The 15,796-nt window shown below is 62.7% G+C and carries 15 protein-coding genes; 11 read left to right on the top strand and 4 right to left on the bottom strand.

Annotated elements, in window-relative coordinates:
- Nucleotides 1-394: 394 nt before the first annotated feature.
- A complete protein-coding gene (locus FSV73_RS19085; protein ID WP_145009870.1) occupies nucleotides 395-1,732 on the top strand; it encodes an MFS transporter in 1,338 nt (445 codons plus the stop codon).
- Between the two features lie 20 nt (nucleotides 1,733-1,752).
- Nucleotides 1,753-3,012 (top strand): gallate dioxygenase, encoded by a 1,260-nt coding sequence (locus tag FSV73_RS19090; protein ID WP_145009873.1) that lies wholly within the window; start codon nucleotides 1,753-1,755, stop codon nucleotides 3,010-3,012.
- Between the two features lie 423 nt (nucleotides 3,013-3,435).
- On the opposite strand, the gene FSV73_RS19095 is transcribed toward FSV73_RS19090, so the two are convergent.
- From FSV73_RS19095 to galB, 3 genes are read right to left on the bottom strand one after another with little or no spacing between them, the layout of a single operon-like run.
- Complete coding sequence (locus tag FSV73_RS19095) at nucleotides 3,436-4,524, bottom strand: 4-oxalomesaconate tautomerase (protein WP_145009876.1); 1,089 nt, start codon at nucleotides 4,522-4,524, stop codon at nucleotides 3,436-3,438.
- A gap of 2 nt (nucleotides 4,525-4,526) precedes the next feature.
- Nucleotides 4,527-5,243 carry a 4-carboxy-4-hydroxy-2-oxoadipate aldolase/oxaloacetate decarboxylase gene (locus FSV73_RS19100; protein WP_145009879.1) on the bottom strand — a complete coding sequence of 239 codons (717 nt, stop codon included), beginning with the start codon at nucleotides 5,241-5,243 and terminating at the stop codon, nucleotides 4,527-4,529.
- On the bottom strand, nucleotides 5,240-5,977 hold the full coding sequence (gene galB, locus FSV73_RS19105) for a 4-oxalmesaconate hydratase (protein ID WP_144959534.1): 738 nt from the start codon (nucleotides 5,975-5,977) through the stop codon (nucleotides 5,240-5,242). Before galB ends, FSV73_RS19100 begins: the two co-directional genes overlap by 4 nt.
- A 132-nt stretch (nucleotides 5,978-6,109) precedes the next feature.
- Between galB and FSV73_RS19110 the strand changes: the two genes are divergently transcribed.
- Entirely contained in the window at nucleotides 6,110-7,348 is a 1,239-nt protein-coding gene (locus FSV73_RS19110; protein ID WP_145009882.1) for a LysR family transcriptional regulator, read from the top strand.
- Between the two features lie 33 nt (nucleotides 7,349-7,381).
- Here FSV73_RS19110 and FSV73_RS19115 read toward each other — a convergent pair whose 3' ends face one another.
- Nucleotides 7,382-8,650, bottom strand: coding sequence for an OprD family porin (locus FSV73_RS19115; protein ID WP_145009885.1), 1,269 nt, complete (start codon nucleotides 8,648-8,650; stop codon nucleotides 7,382-7,384).
- A gap of 909 nt (nucleotides 8,651-9,559) precedes the next feature.
- Here FSV73_RS19115 and FSV73_RS19125 point away from each other — a divergent pair.
- Genes FSV73_RS19125 through FSV73_RS19160 form a run of 8 tightly spaced genes read left to right on the top strand, consistent with a single transcriptional unit; the run spans nucleotide 9,560 to nucleotide 15,733 of the window.
- A complete protein-coding gene (locus tag FSV73_RS19125) occupies nucleotides 9,560-10,264 on the top strand; it encodes a hypothetical protein (RefSeq protein ID WP_145009892.1) in 705 nt (234 codons plus the stop codon).
- A 12-nt stretch (nucleotides 10,265-10,276) separates the two neighbouring features.
- On the top strand, nucleotides 10,277-11,029 hold the full coding sequence (locus FSV73_RS19130; RefSeq protein WP_145009895.1) for a TIGR03759 family integrating conjugative element protein: 753 nt from the start codon (nucleotides 10,277-10,279) through the stop codon (nucleotides 11,027-11,029).
- Nucleotides 11,026-11,592 carry a transglycosylase SLT domain-containing protein gene (locus FSV73_RS19135; RefSeq protein ID WP_145010264.1) on the top strand — a complete coding sequence of 189 codons (567 nt, stop codon included), beginning with the start codon at nucleotides 11,026-11,028 and terminating at the stop codon, nucleotides 11,590-11,592. The genes FSV73_RS19130 and FSV73_RS19135 overlap by 4 nt, the downstream gene beginning before the upstream one ends.
- Nucleotides 11,589-12,083, top strand: coding sequence for an integrating conjugative element protein (locus tag FSV73_RS19140; RefSeq protein ID WP_145009897.1), 495 nt, complete (start codon nucleotides 11,589-11,591; stop codon nucleotides 12,081-12,083). The genes FSV73_RS19135 and FSV73_RS19140 overlap by 4 nt, the downstream gene beginning before the upstream one ends.
- Before the next feature lie 8 nt (nucleotides 12,084-12,091).
- Nucleotides 12,092-12,349, top strand: a complete 258-nt coding sequence (locus tag FSV73_RS19145; protein ID WP_145009900.1) for a hypothetical protein — start codon at nucleotides 12,092-12,094, stop codon at nucleotides 12,347-12,349.
- A gap of 2 nt (nucleotides 12,350-12,351) precedes the next feature.
- A complete protein-coding gene (gene traD / locus FSV73_RS19150; RefSeq protein WP_145009903.1) occupies nucleotides 12,352-14,508 on the top strand; it encodes a type IV conjugative transfer system coupling protein TraD in 2,157 nt (718 codons plus the stop codon).
- Entirely contained in the window at nucleotides 14,505-14,987 is a 483-nt protein-coding gene (locus FSV73_RS19155; protein ID WP_145009906.1) for a hypothetical protein, read from the top strand. The genes traD and FSV73_RS19155 overlap by 4 nt, the downstream gene beginning before the upstream one ends.
- Entirely contained in the window at nucleotides 14,987-15,733 is a 747-nt protein-coding gene (locus FSV73_RS19160) for a TIGR03747 family integrating conjugative element membrane protein (RefSeq protein ID WP_145009909.1), read from the top strand. The genes FSV73_RS19155 and FSV73_RS19160 overlap by 1 nt, the downstream gene beginning before the upstream one ends.
- Nucleotides 15,734-15,796 lie beyond the last annotated feature (63 nt).

Genomic DNA, 15,796 nt, shown 5'->3' on the forward strand with positions numbered 1-15,796 from the left:
ACTCCGCTGATCGACCGGCGCGTACGTGAGCTGCGCCGTATCCGAGCTTGCGTTCCTCACCTACCGAGGGCCGCCTGCAACGGCTTGCTGCAGTGGTCGGCGCTGGGCAGCTCCGCAGCCGACCTTGTTCTGCCGACAGTGCTACCAGAAGCGCAAAGCTAGCCTGGCAGATCCGCCATCATCACGAGAAGATCCAGCGCGCCTGACGGCCCCGTGACCCATGGAGAGCACTGAGGCAAAAACATGCCCACAAAAAAAACAGATACCTCGTTAATGATTTGGCTGAGGTGCCCAACAGCCTTCCTCTCTACATTGGGCGTGCCGCAAAGGCGGAAATAGGTCCTGTGTCGCACTGCAACGGGATCGCCACCAATAAAAAAAATAGGGTACTCCCATGAGCCTCAACGCTCCCGTCGATGTGAAGGGCTGGATCGACCAGCAACCCGTCACCCGCTACCAGTGGGTCATCCTCGTTCTCTGCTTCTTGATCGTCATGTTCGATGGCTTCGACGTCGCGGTGATGGGTTTCATCGCCCCCTCGCTGATGCAGGAGTGGGGGCTGTCACGCGCAGCCTTCGGCCCCGTGATGAGCGCCGCCATGATTGGTCTCGCGGTAGGCGCCTTGACGGCAGGCCCCTACGCTGACCGGTTTGGTCGGAAGACGGTCCTGCTGGTCGCGGTCAGCGGATTCGCCATCCTGAGTCTGGCCTGCGCCTTCGCAAGGACACCTCTGGAACTGGGGATCCTGCGCTTTCTCTGCGGTATCGCGTTGGGCGCTGCGATGCCCAATTGCACTACCCTGCTCGCCGAATACCTGCCCGAGCGTCGGCGTGCCCTTCTCATCACCCTGATGTTCACCGGCTTCAATCTGGGCTCTGGCGGCGGCGGCTTCCTGGCGGCCTACCTCATCCCCAACTTCGGCTGGAAGGCGGTGCTGATCGCTGGCGGCGTTCTGCCATTAGCGTTGCTGCCTTTCCTCTGGTTGCTATTGCCGGAATCGGCACGATTCATGGCGAATAAAGGCTTCCCATCCATACGCATCGCGTCTGCCCTCAACAAGCTGGGTGGCCACTTCACCGCGTCGACGCGCTTCCTCGCTCACGCGGTGGACATCCAGTCGAAAGCCCCCGTGGGTCAATTGTTCGGCGAGCGTTACCGGCTGGGTACCTTCGCACTGTGGATCACCTACTTCATGGGATTGTTGGTGATCTACCTGACCATGGGTTGGCTACCCACCCTGCTGCGCGATAGCGGTCTTTCGATCGAGCGCGCTGCGACCATTACCGGCCTGTTCCAGCTCGGTGGAACGGTAGGTGCGCTGGTGGTGGGCTGGGTAATGGATCGTCGCGATCCCAACCGGGTCATTGCCCTCGCCTACGCACTTGGCGGTGCCTGCATCCTGCTGCTGGGCAGTTTCGGCCTGGAGTCGGGTTTACTGGCCGTGGGCGTGGCTTTGGCCGGCTTCTGCATGAGTGGCGCTCAGACGGGCCTCAATGCCTTCGCGCCGGGGTATTACCCGACGGCCTTCCGCGCAACCGGTGTGAGCTGGATGCTGGGCATCGGTCGCTTCGGCGCCATTTTCGGCTCCCTGATCGGAGGGACAATCCTCAGCCTTGGCCTCTCAACGGCCACCCTCTTCATCCTGCTTGGCTTGCCGGCCTTCCTGGCCGCCCTTGCCATCCTCGCCAATGGCATCGCCAGGCGCCAAGCTGCTCCGGCCCTTGCGCCTTGACCCTCTAAAAGGACCTTCAAATGGCTCGTATTCTTGGCGGTCTCGCCGTCTCCCACACCCCGACAATCGGTTTCGCCGTGGATCATGACAAGCGCAACGAAGCCGCTTGGGCGCCGATTTTCGAGGGCTTCGCCCCGGTTCAGGCCTGGCTCGAAGAGCAGCGACCGGATGTCCTCTTCTACATCTTCAACGATCACATCACCTCGTTCTTCTTCGACCATTACAGCCCCTTCGCGCTGGGCGTGGATGATCGCTACGAGGTCGCCGATGAGGGCGGCAATCCTCGCACCCTCCCGGCCGTGGGCGGGCATGCGGCGCTCTCGCGGCATATCGCGGAAAGCCTCATGGCGGACGAGTTCGATATCAGTGTCTTCCGCGACCGGCCGCTGGACCATGGCTTCTTCTCACCGATGTCGGCCCTGCTTCCACACGAGAACGGCTGGCCGGTCGAAATCGTTCCGCTGCAGCTGGGTGTGCTGCAGTTTCCCATCCCCAGCGCTCGACGCTGCTACAACCTCGGCAAGGCCCTGCGACGGGCTATCGAAAGCTTTCCTGAAGACCTGAAGGTTGTAGTGGTTGCCACAGGTGGCCTGTCGCATCAGGTCCATGGGGAACGCTGTGGCTTCAACAACCCGGAGTGGGACGATCAATTCGTCGATCTCCTGGTCCACGATCCGGACCAGCTGGCACGCCTGACCCTTGCCGAGTACGCAACCCTTGGCGGTATGGAAGGCTCTGAAGTGATCGCGTGGCTGGTGATGCGCGGCGCGCTCTCCGCCACGGTGAGCCTCAAGCATCAGGACTACTACCTGCCATCAATGACCGGTATCGCCACGGTACTGCTGGAGAATCATGCGCGCCCGGTTCCCAGCGATCTGCACGATCAGCACCGGCGGCACATGGCGCATCAGCTGGCGGGTATCGAGCAACTGGAGGGGACCTATCCGTTCACCTTGGAAAGAAGTGCTCGTGGCTATCGCCTGAACAAATTCCTTCACCAACTGATCGAGCCACAGTGGCGCGAGCGTTTTCTCAGTGAGCCTGAGGTGTTGTTTGCAGAGGCCGATCTGAGCGAGGAAGAGCGGGCACTGGTCCGTGAACGGGATTGGCGCGGATTGATTCGCTATGGCGTCATCTTCTTCCTGCTGGAAAAGCTGGGCGCCGTGGTTGGCGTACCCAACCTCGTGATCTATGCCGCCATGCGTGGTCAGTCCCTGGAAGACTTCCAGAAGACCCGCAATCAGCAGGTCACCTATTCGGTAGCTGGCAAGAAGAATTAGCGGGTTTCAACGATCTGAATGAGGTCCTGTAGGTGGCCGCTGGGATTTGTCCCAGCGGCCATTTGCTTTTCGGCTAGCAAAGGCCTGTCTGCACGACGATGCCTGCCGGAGGGACTCAAGCCGAAAGGTGAACCGCGGTGCTATGGCCATGCGGTGATCTCTCCAGATCCATAGGTCCGTGACCGACTGGCGCGCTCGTGCTGCGGTGGCCAGACAGCAACCTTGGGATTGAGCGAGGAAGCTAGCGAGAGGTGCCTAAAGTTCGATTCTTGCGCTGGGCAGGTATGGCCGTCTGACTCAAGGAAAGGCAGGGTTCGGCGCTAAGCGCTGTGCGCGTCTTCAGATGCGGACGCGCCATCTGCTACTCACTGGATGCGTTGTGCGTCAGTATCGGGTAGCAAATGGCGGCAGGACAGTCCGACGTTAGGATTCCAAAGGACCGCGCCAGATGCTCGAAGGTATCTGCACCTTGCCCTCGAATAGCAGCCGTGCCGTGCGCACCAGACCACAACCAACGACCTGCCCGCCGGCACGACGGATTTCGAGGGTGAACTCCCCGGTAGGGTGTTCGACCGATAGCCGGAGATGGTCGCTTGTTGGCACTTCCGCAACCTCGGCCGCTACCGACCCTTCGAGCAGGCAAGCCGTGGCCACGCTCACGGCACCAAACACACCGATGGCGGTATGGCAGCGATGCGGGATGAAGGTGCGGGTGGCCAAGGCGCCCCCGGCTCTCGGCGCAGCGATCAAACTCAACTTGGGCACGCTACGTTCCCGCACATCGCCCAGGTGCATGCGGGGTCCGGCTTGCAGGCGGATGGCTTCCAGCCGGTCTTTGAGATCCGTATCCGCATCTAGCTGCGCGGGGCTTTCCGCGCCGGTAAGGCCGAGGTCAGCCGCCTTGATCAGTACGACCGGCATACCGTTGTCGATGCACGTCACGGCAATGCCTCCGATCTCATCGCGGACCACCCCGGTGGGCAGCAGCGCACCGCAGCTAGAGCCGGCGATATCGGCGAACTCGATCACCAGCGAAGCGGCACTTCCAGGCACACCGTCGATGTGTGCATCGCCGGCATACTCGACCTGCCCTTCGGGCGTAGGGACATGAGCTACGGCCAGCTGCCCGGTGTTCTCCATGAAAATGCGAACCGGCGTAACCGCCCCACTGGCACGGACAAGGCCCCTCTCGATAGCGAAGGGGCCTACCCCGGCGAGAATGTTGCCGCAATTCTGGCCGTAGTCGACCCGCGGCTCGTCCACGACGACCTGGGCGAACAGGTAGTCGACGTCAGCGTCTGGACGCTGCGAAGGGCGAACGATGGCCACCTTGCTGGTAAGGGAGTCGCCGCCACCAATCCCATCGATCTGGCGGCGATCAGGCGAACCCAGCGCAGCCAGCAGTACCCGGTCCCGTTGATCCCACTCTTCAGGCAGGTCAGCCGCCAGGAAAAAGGCCCCCTTGGACGTACCACCCCGTATGAGCATGCAAGGTATCCGAGTCTGCGGCATCTCTAGTCCTCCAGGTCAGCCAGGCGATCCACGTACCGCAACCCTTTTTCAGCCAGACGGGGGCGCATACCGTAGATGTCCAGCCCGAGCTCCCCGGCAGCTAGGCGCTGGCGCTTTTCCTCTTCTGCCGCAGCGCGGCGATCGGCAGCCGCCAGTACGGTCTCTGCCTCCAGGCGCCTGACCACGACGACGCCATCGTCGTCGGCGATGATGGCGTCACCCGGCTGGATCAGTTGACCACCGCAGAGCAGCGGCACATTTACCGATCCCACGGTTTCCTTGACTGTGCCTTGGGCATTGATGGCGCTCGACCAGACGGCGAAGCCCATTTCCCGCAGGGTTCGGGTATCCCGGACACCCGCATCGACCACCAGGCCCCGAACGCCGCGAGCCTGCAACGAGGTCGCCAGCAGATCGCCGAAGTAGCCGTCATGACAGGTGGAGCTGGGTGCCACCACGAGAATATCGCCTGGCTGACACTGCTCAACGGCAACGTGAAACATCCAGTTGTCTCCCGGCGCCACGAGCACCGTCACCGCGCTGCCCGCGATCCCGACATCCTGCTGGATCGGGCGCAATCCGGGATTCAACAGCCCCTTGCGACCCTGGGCCTCGTGCACGGTAGCGACCCCGTGCAGCGCCAGCCGATCCAGCACATTCAGCGCGGCGCGCTCGATATGGCGTACGACTACGCCGGTCCTGCCTACCAGACCGCTCACGACAGATTCTCCGTCACGCGCGGGAAGATGCTCTGATATCCCTCACCGTAGACAATGTTCTTGGACGAGGTAATGCCGACGTTGCGCTTGGCCTGCACACCGCGCTGCAGGGCGACCCGGGTGTAGTACTCCCACAGGTGTTCCTGTCCTGCCATGCACTGGATAGCGGCGAACTTCTTGTCCCAGACGTCGGTGATATCGAGCAGCACGTCAGGGCGCCACTCGCATTGCTCAGGCTGATGCGGCTCGAACTGATAGACCGGTGGAGCCCCGATGATGGGCTCGCCAGGGCGATAGCCCTCGGCCTGAGCGATGATCCGCGCTTCTTGCGCCAGGTGCGTGGCCAACGGGTGATCGTAGTTGTACGGATCTTTCAACGAGTGGGTCAGGACGAACTCAGGTTGCACGCGACGGAAGACATCGGCCAGGCGAAAGAGCACCTCCTTGTCTGCGCGCATGGGGTAGTCCCCGATATCGAAGAACTCGATGCTGGCACCCAGAATCTCCGCCGCCGCCTGCGCCTCCTCACGGCGAGCGGCCTTAACCCGCGCTTCAGTCATCTCGCCCTTGCGCCACAATTTGGCGGACTCACCACGCTCGCCGAAGGACAGGCAAACGACGTGCACCTGATAGCCTTGCTGCGCGTGCAAGGCGATAGCGCCGCCAGCGCGCCAGACGAAATCGGCAGAGTGGGCGCTAACGACCAGTGCGGTCCGGGGGGAACTCGAGTTCATGGGAGGTACTCCTGTTGTTTCGCTAGAGGCTCGCATGGAGCTTGCGCCCGGCCCACTGCGATTGAGCACAGGGGGTATACGTTTTACTTATGTCACTGAGCGAGACATAGTGGGCTCCGGTCTCAGAGGCAGATGCTGATGCGTGAGCTCCCCAGCCTGATGCAGTTACGTGCCTTTCTCCGCGTTGCGCAGCACGAGAGCGTGTCGCGCGCAGCCGACACGCTCTATCGCGCTCAATCCGTGGTCACCCGAGCCATCCGAGATCTGGAGCTACGTCTGGACGCGCCGCTGTTCGAAAGGCATGCGAACGGTATGCGTCTCACTGCCCAGGGAGCTTGTATACGTCCGCGCGCTCAACGCGCCCTGGATGAACTCAACCGGGTTCCGTCACTGCTCGATGTGCCACACAAGGTCTCTGTCGAACCGCTGTACCTCTTGCATACCAGGCGCTTGGAAATCTTCATAAAGCTCTGCGATACGCACCATATGCAGACGGTCGCCAACCTGTTCGGCCTGACCCAGCCGGCGGTAAGCGCAGCGATCAAGGTGCTTGAGGGAGGAACAGGCACGCTGCTGTTCGAGCGCTCGCCTAAAGGCTTGCTGCCTACGCGCGCCGGTCGCGAAATATCGGTGTCGGTTCGTCGAGCGGTCAACGAACTGCGTCACCTGGATAGCGATCTTGCCGCCTTGAACGGCCAACTCGAGGGACGGGTAGCGGTCGGCGCCCTCCCGCTGTGCCGAACGACGATCCTGCCGGATGCTGTCTTGCGTCTGATATCCGCACATCCCAAGGTTCAGGTCGTGACCAATGAAAGTGCCTTCGAAACGCTCGCGACAGATCTACGCTACGGCGATCTCGATTTCATCCTGGGTGCACTGCGACCCAGCGGGTATGCCAGTGACCTATACGGCGAGACGCTACTTACCGAGGAGCTGTTGGTCGTAGCCCGCGCTGGCCATCCTCTGTCCGACCGGAAGCTGGTCATGAAAGACCTTCACGACGCGCAATGGATACTGCCTCGCACAGGGTCGCCCTCTCGCGAGCTATTCGATCAGCACCTCGCTCAGGCCGGACAGACACTTCCTCGCGCTGCGGTGGAGACCGGAGACCTCGCAGTCATCAGAGGACTGCTTATGAATTCCGATCTGCTCGCCGTCGTTTCAGCGCACCAGATGGATTACGAGTTGGCCAGCCACGCACTCGCGCCTCTCGATATTCCACTAACGGGTACGAGGAGATCCATCGGCCTGATTCAACGTAACGGTGCTCTGCCTTCCCCAGCAGCAATAGCGCTCATGACGGCTATTCGTTCTGTAGCCTCTGGGCTACCGATCAGCTCAAGTGACGCCCGAGATCAGAGCGCGCTCTGATCTCGGGCCGGACTTCTGACGCTATCTGGTCGCTTAAAGCACCGAGATCGGATAGTTGAAGATGATACGGTTTTCGTCGAAGGAGCCGCTGGCGCTGTAGTCGCGTCTCATGCTTGAGTTGCGCCAGCGAATCAGCAGCTTCTTCAGCGGACCGCTCTGCACCTCGTATTGCACCTCGGATTCGCGGCCCCATTCCTTGCCGTCGGTGATGCTGCCGGTATGGACGTTGTCGCCGCTGAGATAGCGATTCATCAGGGTCAGGCCCGGTACGCCGAAGGCCGCGAAGTTGTGGTCGTAGCGCACCTGCCAGGAGCGTTCCCGGGCGTTGTCGTAGCTGGAGTTGTAGCTGTCGTTGGCCAGGGTGCCGCCGCTGGTGCCGTTGACCCTCATCCAGGCGCTGTCGCCACTGACGCGCTGCAGACCAACGTAGAAGGTACCGCCACCCTGCTTGGCCGAGAGCAGCGCATAGGCAGTGCGGTTGTCCAGGGCACCGGCGCGGGCGGAGCCGTCGTCGTCGCCGATGAAGTAGCCGAGGTTGGCGCCCAGGGTCCAGCTGCCCACTGGCTGGTAGTGGATCAGGTTGATGAATTTCTGGTGGTAGATGTCTTCGAGCTGGGCATACCAGAGGCCAACTCGGGTGCGCTTCTCGTTGAAGGTGTATTCGCCGCCGACGAAGTTGAAGCGGTCGGAGGTGGCACTGGCGATACCCTGCATGAACATGTCTTCCATGCTGGCATCGTTGCGCGGGCTGTTCTGGCGCATCTGGCCACCCCAGAGTTCCAGGTTCCGGATCTCGGTGGAGTGGATCTGCGCGCCCTGGAAGGTCTGCGGCAGCGAACGACCATCGTCGGATCTGAGGATCGGCAGTACGGCGAACCACTCGCCGACCTTGATATCGGTCTTGGAGACTTTGGCCTTGGCCGCCACCGCCAGACGGCCGAAGTCCTTGGCGGGTTCGTTGCCGGCATGGGTCGGTAGCAGTTGGGTGCCATAGGTGCCGGCACCGCCATCGAGCTTGACCGAGTAGAGGCCGAGGGCATCGATGCCAAAGCCTACTGGACCCTGGGTGTAGCCCGAGATCAGGCCGAAGATGAAGCTCTGGGTCCATTCCTCGGCCTTGTTCTGCGCGGTGTAGGCCGGATCGACGAAGTTGCGATTGAAATAGAAGTTCCGCAGGTTGAGAGTGGCTTTGGTGCCTTCGATGAAGCCCACTTCTTCACCGTAAACGATCGGCGAAAGGATGATCAACGAAAGCACAGCAGCCTTTGCTCTTACAACCTTCACATGGAATACATTGCGCATACATTTCCTTTCTTTTATTTGTTGTTAGCCAGGAATACACCGAAACGGCGAATTTATTGATCGAACCGCTACAGGGGGCAGTCCTTTATACCCACCGCACAGCTACTCCGGCGACCATTTATAAAAAGAAAGCATACACAAATAAACATTTTGAAGAAGACAGATAGCACCATTCCATTCCGAAAGCGACTCAAGGGAAAGGAAAAACATCGCGAGCCTAGAATAATTTTAGGCCCGTCTTCCGACCGCACTTATCTTGTGAAAATATTATGAGCCGCCTACCTAACCACTACTGTGTCTAGTTGCATGCAGTCTCTCGAAATAAATCTTGCGTTCAGGCCAATATTCCTCCAACGCCGTTTTCTATTTCTGCATACCTGAAGAAGTATAACGCGCTCGGCGAATAAACTAGATATAACCTAAGCCAACCAGAAAATAGCAATGGAGATATACGACGGACAAATCACATGCCGTCGAAGCCGGCGACCCCGGTCCGGAACGGCTTCCACTCATTTTCTGGAGTACCGGGAAGGCAAATCGCCACGGTCACCTGTTGCCCGGCCTGCGGATCAGCCGGCCTCAAGGCCACGTGACGATAGACTGTGAAGTCTGGTCTGAACATCGTCGAGCTTTGGCTCCGATGGTATTCCCAGATCCCATACCCATTCGAGGTACTTACCTGGCGCTCCAAGTTAATTACCCTCCCCGTTTCCAGCCGTATCACCAGCATCCAGATAGCCCCTTGGCGAAAGCCAACAGCATAACCTACCTGCTTTGCTCAGCCGGCCGAGTGGCGACCTATGGCCAGATCGAGCACGAAACCTAACCTACTGAGACCTAGATTAGGTTTCCTACTGACCTCATTCCGCGCTTCTGCGACCGTGCACGGCATCCTATGCGAGGTCCCTTATGAAGCGCCCTTCCCTTTCTCAAACGCTTGCCGCCGTAGGCTTCGCTGCCTTGTCGGGTGCGTGTCTCTATCTCTACGTCGAGCTGTCTCACGTCAATCGTGACCTGAACGCGACAGCTGACCAGAACACGGTCCAGGCCATCACCCAGCGTCTAGACAAGATGCAGGATCAGATGGATGGTTTCGCCGGCGGCAAGCCTGTGCAAGACGCCGATTTCCGGGCCAGTCAGCAAGCGCTGTCCCAGCGAATCGACGCCGCCCAGGCCATGCTGGTGGAGATCCAGCGTGCCAATCAGACCGCGCTGCAGGGGATGGCCCAGTCCGGCGATCTGGTGGTGCTCGAGGCGAAGATCGAAAGCCTGCAGAACGACCTTGGCGACCTTCGCAGGAAAGCAGCGGAGCCTGCCAAGGCACCGCCCCCGCTGATCGTTCCCAAGCAGCGCAGTGCTCCATTAGCCGCGCGCAAGGCCGAGCCACAAAAGCCGATTGATCCCCCTCCCCCCTTCACCGTCGTCGGCATCGAGTACCGCGGCGGCGAGCGGTTCCTCTCCGTCGCACCGCCCGGCAGCACCCAGCTCAGCGAGCTCTACCTGGTGCGCCCGGGCGACAACGTCGGCGGCACCCGCTGGCGGCTGGCCAACCTCGACGACCGCCAGGCGCAGTTCAGCGTCGACGGCGCGACCCGCATCCTTTCCGTCAAGTAGTAGAGGCAACCCATGCGTCCACAATCCCCTTTCCCTGCGGCGAGCCTCGCGATCGCCCTCGTTCTGCTTTCTCAGACCGCATCCGCGCTCACCGCTGACCTGGTCGCGCCCCAAGCCTTCTCGGGCGAAACAGGCAGTGCTGAGCGCCAAAGCGCGGTTCAACGTAACGACAGTGCCATCGCCCAGGAATGGGGCCTGAGCAGCCAGGAATTCCAGCGCTACCGGACCCTGATGCAGGGCAGCCGTGGCGTCTACTCACCCGGTCTGGATCCGCTCACCGCCCTGGGCATCGAAGCCCAGTCCGATGCCGAGCGACGCCGCTATGCCGAGTTGCAGGTTCGCGCCGAGGCGCAGCGGGTGCAGAAGGAGCTGGCGTATGACCAGGCCTACCGCGACGCCTGGAATCGTCTCTACCCGAACCTGCAGCCGGTGCAAGCCGGCGGCCAGACGGCGCCTCTAGCCAGCCCTGCCGTACGCGGCAACGGGCGACTCGCCGTGTTCGTGACCGATAGCTGCGCCGCCTGCACCGAGCGGGTTCAGGCGCTGCAGAGCGCTGGCCAGGCCTTCGACCTGTACTTGATCGGCAGCCAGAACGACGATGCCAAGATCCGCCGCTGGGCGGTGCTCGCCGGCATCGATCCGGCCAAGGTGCGCACACGGCAGATCACCCTCAACCATGATGCTGGCCGATGGGTCCAGCTCGGCCTGGGCGGTGAGCTGCCAGCGGCTGTCCGCGAGGTGAACGGGCAATGGCTCAGGCAATGATCAAGGCGATCGGCGCCGGCGCACTGCTGCAGGCGATCGCGATAGGCGCGCTGGCAGCCGAGACCCCGCCGCCGGCCTATCAGTTGGCCGCCTACCAAGCCGGTATCCCTTCAGAAGTCCTGTACTCGGTTGCGCTGCAGGAAAGTGGTACCCGCCTGCGCGGCCAAGGCACGCAACTAGTGCCCTGGCCCTGGACGCTAAACGTCGCCGGCGCCGGCTATCGCTTCGCCACTCGCGCCGATGCCTGTACCGCGCTCTTGGTCGCGCTCAACACCGCCGGCGCCAAGCGCGTGGATGTCGGTATCGCTCAGGTCAACATGGGATGGAACGGCCACCGCTTCGGCCGTGGCGTCTCGCCGTGCGAGGCGCTCAATCCCTACAAGAACCTGGAAGTCGCGGCCCGGATGCTCGCCGAGCTGCGCGCCCAGGGCGGCGACTGGATCAATGTCGCCGGCCGCTACCACCGCCCTGCTGGCGGGGCGCCTGCCGCCAAGTACCGCGAACTCTTCGCCAAACACCTGAGCCGGGTCACCGGCCTGAATCTCCTGGCCTCGAACCCATGAAGCAGATCCTCTCGCTCATCGTCCTATCTCTTCCGCTGGCCGTCCAAGCCGCCAACCTCACAGTGGTCGAAGACCGCGGCGGCGTCTCCGCCCTGCCCTATTACCAAGGCCTCAATGCAGAGCCTGCGCAGACGCAGCACCAGGCACCGGTGCCGCAGCCCACCCTGGCACAGGGTTTCCCGGTGCGATCGCAGCGGCTGACTCCCGGCACCGTCCAGGGGCGCGCGCTCAACGCACCTGGCCTGCAGCCCTTCTTCCTGGTCGGCGACGACGAGCTGTCTCGCCAGTGGCTGGCCAGCCGTGGCGAAACCCTGCAGCGCCTCGGCGCCGTTGGCCTGGTCGTCAACGTCTCCAGCGCCGAACGCCTCGCGGTGATCCGCAGCTGGACCGGCGGCCTCGCCGTCAGCCCTGTCGTCGGCGATGACCTAGCCGCCCGCCTGGGCCTTGCCCATTACCCCGTGCTCATCACCGCTACTGCACTTGAGCAATAGGAGCCCACATGCCCAGCCCCCACTCCCCCTACTTGACCCTGGTGATCCGGATGCCCAATGGCCAGGCCGCCCGTGCGGCCCTGGCGGGCGATGTCGAGGTCCTGGTCGACCTCCATGGTGGCGAGGTCACCAGGCGTTCCCTGGAGGATGAGATGACCCTCTGTGAGCGCTTCGAAGCAGCACTGCCGCCAGACGAGGCCGAAGCTATCCGTGAGGAGCACGCCGGTGGCCTGCCACTGCCAGACGCTGGCGAGCTGGAGCGCTAGCTATGGCCCGCAACCATGCCCTGGATACGCTGCTGCGGCCTGCGGTAGAGCTCTACACGGTGCAGGTGTGCCTGGCCATGGCCTTCCTGTGCGTGTTCGCGCCCTGGGCCGTCGCGCTGACGCCGCTGTTTGGCCTGGTCACGGCCGTCACCTTTCTAGGCTTCGGGATCTACCGCTTGCGCCAGGCGCTGCGCGTATTGCGCTACCGGCGCAACATCCGCCGCCTGTCGTTCTACAGCATGACCAGCAAGGAGATCCCGGTCAGCAATGAACGGCTGTTCGTGGGCAAGGGCTTTCGCTGGGAACAGAAACATACCCAGCGCCTGGTCGACACCTACCTGCCGCAGTACGCGCCCTATGTCGAGCCGTCGGAGTGGACCAACAAGGCCCGTCGCCTCGAGGCTCGTTTGGAATTCGCGCCCTTCCCCCTCACCCTGCTGGCCAAGGCCACGGCCTGGGACAACGCCGCGAACCCGTTCCGGCCGTTGCCGCCAGTGGGCGGCCTGCCGCGGCTGCACGGCATCGAGCCCGAAGAGCACGACGTCAGCCTGCCGCTGGGCGAGCGGGTAGGCCACTCCATCGTCCTGGGCACCACGCGGGTGGGCAAGACGCGCCTGGCCGAACTCTTCATCACCCAGGACATCCGCCGCAAGCGGCGCGGCCAGCATGAGGTAGTGATCGTCTTCGACCCCAAAGGTGATGCCGATCTGCTCAAGCGGATGTACGTCGAGTGCGAACGCGCCGGCCGGGCCAACGAGTTCTACGTCTTCCACCTGGGCTGGCCGGACCAGTCCGCGCGCTACAACGCCGTGGGGCGCTTCGGCCGGATCTCGGAGGTGGCCACCCGCGTCGCGGGCCAGCTGTCCAGCGAGGGCAACTCAGCGGCGTTCAAGGAGTTCGCCTGGCGGTTCGTCAACATCATCGCCCGCGCCCTGGTCGCCCTTGGCCGGCGGCCGGACTACCTGCAGATCCAGCAGCACGTGATCAACATCGAAGGACTGTTCCTGGAATACGCCCAGAAATACTTCGATGAGCACGATCCCAAGGCATGGGAGAAGATCATCTTCATCGAGGGCAAGCTCAACGATAAGAACGTCCCCTTCAACATGAAGGGCCGACCGCTGCGGGTCATCGCCATCGACCAGTACCTGAACCAGACCCGCGTGCTGGATCCGGTCATGGATGGCCTGCGCAGCGCCGTGCGCTACGACAAGACCTACTTCGACAAGATTGTCGCCTCGCTGCTGCCGCTGCTGGAAAAGCTGACGACCGGCCGCATGGCTGAGCTGATTGCCCCGGACTACCACGACGTCAACGATCCGCGGCCGATCTTCGACTGGATGCAGGTGGTGCGCAAACGCGCCGTGGTCTACGTCGGCCTGGATGCCCTGTCCGACACCGAGGTTGCCGCGGCGGTGGGCAACTCCATGTTCTCCGACCTGGTCTCGGTTGCCGGCCACATCTACAAGTACGGCATTGATGATGGCTTGCCCGGGGAGGCCAGCAGCAAGGTAGCCATCAACCTGCACGCCGACGAGTTCAACGAGCTGATCGGCGATGAGTTCATCCCCATGATCAACAAGGGCGGTGGCGCCGGCCTGCAGGTCACGGCCTACACCCAGACCCTGTCCGACATCGAGGCCAAGATCGGCAACCGCGCGAAGGCCGGGCAGATCATCGGCAACTTCAACAACCTCTTCATGCTGCGGGTCCGCGAGACGGCGACGGCTGAGCTGCTGACCAACCAGTTGCCCAAGGTACAGGTCTTCACCGCCACGCCGGCGAGTAGCGCCAGCGACGCCGTCAACGGCAAGACCGCCTTCACCTCCAACACCCACGACCAGCTCAGTGCCACCAGCGTACCCATGCTGGAACCTGCCCATGTGGTGGGCCTGCCCAAGGGCCAGTGCTACGCACTGATCGAAGGCGGCAACCTGTGGAAGGTGCGGATGCCGTTGCCGGCGGTGGATCCGGACGAGGCGATGCCCAAGGACCTGCAGGAGCTCGCGGAGAAGATGCGCAAGACCTACCAGGTGGGCCAGGCCACCGGCAGCGAGTGGTGGGAGGCGCCGGGGCAGCGCCAGGTGGCAGATGATCTCCCGCTGGATCTACAGGACGATTTCAAAAAGATGACCCAGGGATCGGAGGACGCGGCATGACCACCGGCCCTGATCATACCCGTCTCGTCGCCCTGGGCGCCGCCTGGCTGCGCCGGCAGGGCTTTCCTCTCGTCGCTACCGAGCTGCGCTGCTTCGGCTCGCGCGAGCAGCCCGACGTGCTGGGCTTTCGCAGCAACTGCTCGACGCTGATCGAGGTGAAGACCAGCCGGGCCGACTTCCTGGCCGATCGCAACAAGCCTGAGCGGGCTGCCGGCGGGCTAGGGCTCTATCGCTTCTACCTCTGTCCCGAGGGGCTGCTGCAGGCGGCTGACCTACCGTCGGGCTGGGGCTTGCTGGTAGCCACCGGCCGCCAGGTGGCCGAGGTCGTGCGGCCCCGCGGCAACCTCTGGCCGCCGGCAGGGCGAGCTGGTGGTACCGAGTGGGAAGCCTTCCAGCATCAGCCGGATCTGGCCGCCGAGCGCCAGGCGCTCTTCTCCATTGCCCGGCGCGCCAGCGCCGCTCCTCGAGGACGCCGATAATGGCCGACGTCGCCCAGCGCGCTCAGCAACAGCAGGTCAAGGAGCAGACCTTCATCGGGTCGGTGCTCAGCTTTCCCTTCCACTTCATCGGCGTGATGTTCCTGTCCCTCGGCGGCGCCATCCTGGTCGACTGGCTCTGCCTGTATTTCCTCTGGCCAGAGGCCGGCTGGCACCACGCCAAGGGCATGCTCGATCACGAGCTGGCCTGGCTGTCTCAAGGCTTCCTATCCAGCGTGGTGGTCCAGGAGCCCGGGCACACCGCCACCTGGTTGGTGGGGCTGCTCTATGACTGGCTATTCGTAAAGACGGGTTTGGTCCAGTGGCTGACCGGGATGCAGCAGCTGGCTGCCGCCGGTCCGCGCGGCGAGCTGGATCTGCGCTACATGGCCGCGCAAGGCATCACCACGGTGCAGACCTACGGCCTGTCCGCCCTCTTCACTGTGTTGGTGTTCTGCGTGCGCCTGGTGATCTTGGTGCTCGCCGTGCCGCTCTTCGCCATGGCCGCCCTGGTGGGCTTCATCGACGGCCTGGTGCGGCGGGACATCCGCAAGTTCAGCGCGGGCCGTGAGTCGAGCTACTTCTACCACAAGGCCCGTAGCACCATGTTGCCGCTCGCCCTATTGCCGTGGTCACTGTACCTGGCCTTGCCGATCAGTGTGAGCCCGCTTCTAGTGCTATTGCCCTGTGCGGCGCTACTGGCCTTATCAGTGAACCTTACGACCGCCTCGTTTAAGAAATACCTGTAGTCACCGGCGTGCTCCGGGGCCGCAACCTGGCCACAAGGAGCGCCCGCACGCCCATCAGCATGC

Origin of the sequence: Pseudomonas oryzihabitans (genome assembly GCF_007665395.1) — a bacterium.
Classification (GTDB): domain Bacteria; phylum Pseudomonadota; class Gammaproteobacteria; order Pseudomonadales; family Pseudomonadaceae; genus Chryseomonas; species Chryseomonas psychrotolerans_C.

Bases quoted from the DNA above. Each gene is read 5' to 3' on its own strand.
- FSV73_RS19160 (WP_145009909.1), top strand. From the start codon at position 14,987: ATGGCCGACGTCGCCCAGCGCGCTCAGCAACAGCAGGTCAAGGAGCAG.
- FSV73_RS19135 (WP_145010264.1), top strand. From the start codon at position 11,026: ATGATCAAGGCGATCGGCGCCGGCGCACTGCTGCAGGCGATCGCGATA.
- FSV73_RS19095 (WP_145009876.1), bottom strand. From the start codon at position 4,524: ATGCCGCAGACTCGGATACCTTGCATGCTCATACGGGGTGGTACGTCC.
- FSV73_RS19145 (WP_145009900.1), top strand. From the start codon at position 12,092: ATGCCCAGCCCCCACTCCCCCTACTTGACCCTGGTGATCCGGATGCCC.
- FSV73_RS19090 (WP_145009873.1), top strand. From the start codon at position 1,753: ATGGCTCGTATTCTTGGCGGTCTCGCCGTCTCCCACACCCCGACAATC.
- FSV73_RS19085 (WP_145009870.1), top strand. From the start codon at position 395: ATGAGCCTCAACGCTCCCGTCGATGTGAAGGGCTGGATCGACCAGCAA.
- FSV73_RS19125 (WP_145009892.1), top strand. From the start codon at position 9,560: ATGAAGCGCCCTTCCCTTTCTCAAACGCTTGCCGCCGTAGGCTTCGCT.
- galB (WP_144959534.1), bottom strand. From the start codon at position 5,977: ATGAACTCGAGTTCCCCCCGGACCGCACTGGTCGTTAGCGCCCACTCT.
- FSV73_RS19140 (WP_145009897.1), top strand. From the start codon at position 11,589: ATGAAGCAGATCCTCTCGCTCATCGTCCTATCTCTTCCGCTGGCCGTC.
- FSV73_RS19115 (WP_145009885.1), bottom strand. From the start codon at position 8,650: ATGCGCAATGTATTCCATGTGAAGGTTGTAAGAGCAAAGGCTGCTGTG.
- FSV73_RS19110 (WP_145009882.1), top strand. From the start codon at position 6,110: ATGCTGATGCGTGAGCTCCCCAGCCTGATGCAGTTACGTGCCTTTCTC.
- FSV73_RS19130 (WP_145009895.1), top strand. From the start codon at position 10,277: ATGCGTCCACAATCCCCTTTCCCTGCGGCGAGCCTCGCGATCGCCCTC.
- FSV73_RS19155 (WP_145009906.1), top strand. From the start codon at position 14,505: ATGACCACCGGCCCTGATCATACCCGTCTCGTCGCCCTGGGCGCCGCC.
- traD (WP_145009903.1), top strand. From the start codon at position 12,352: ATGGCCCGCAACCATGCCCTGGATACGCTGCTGCGGCCTGCGGTAGAG.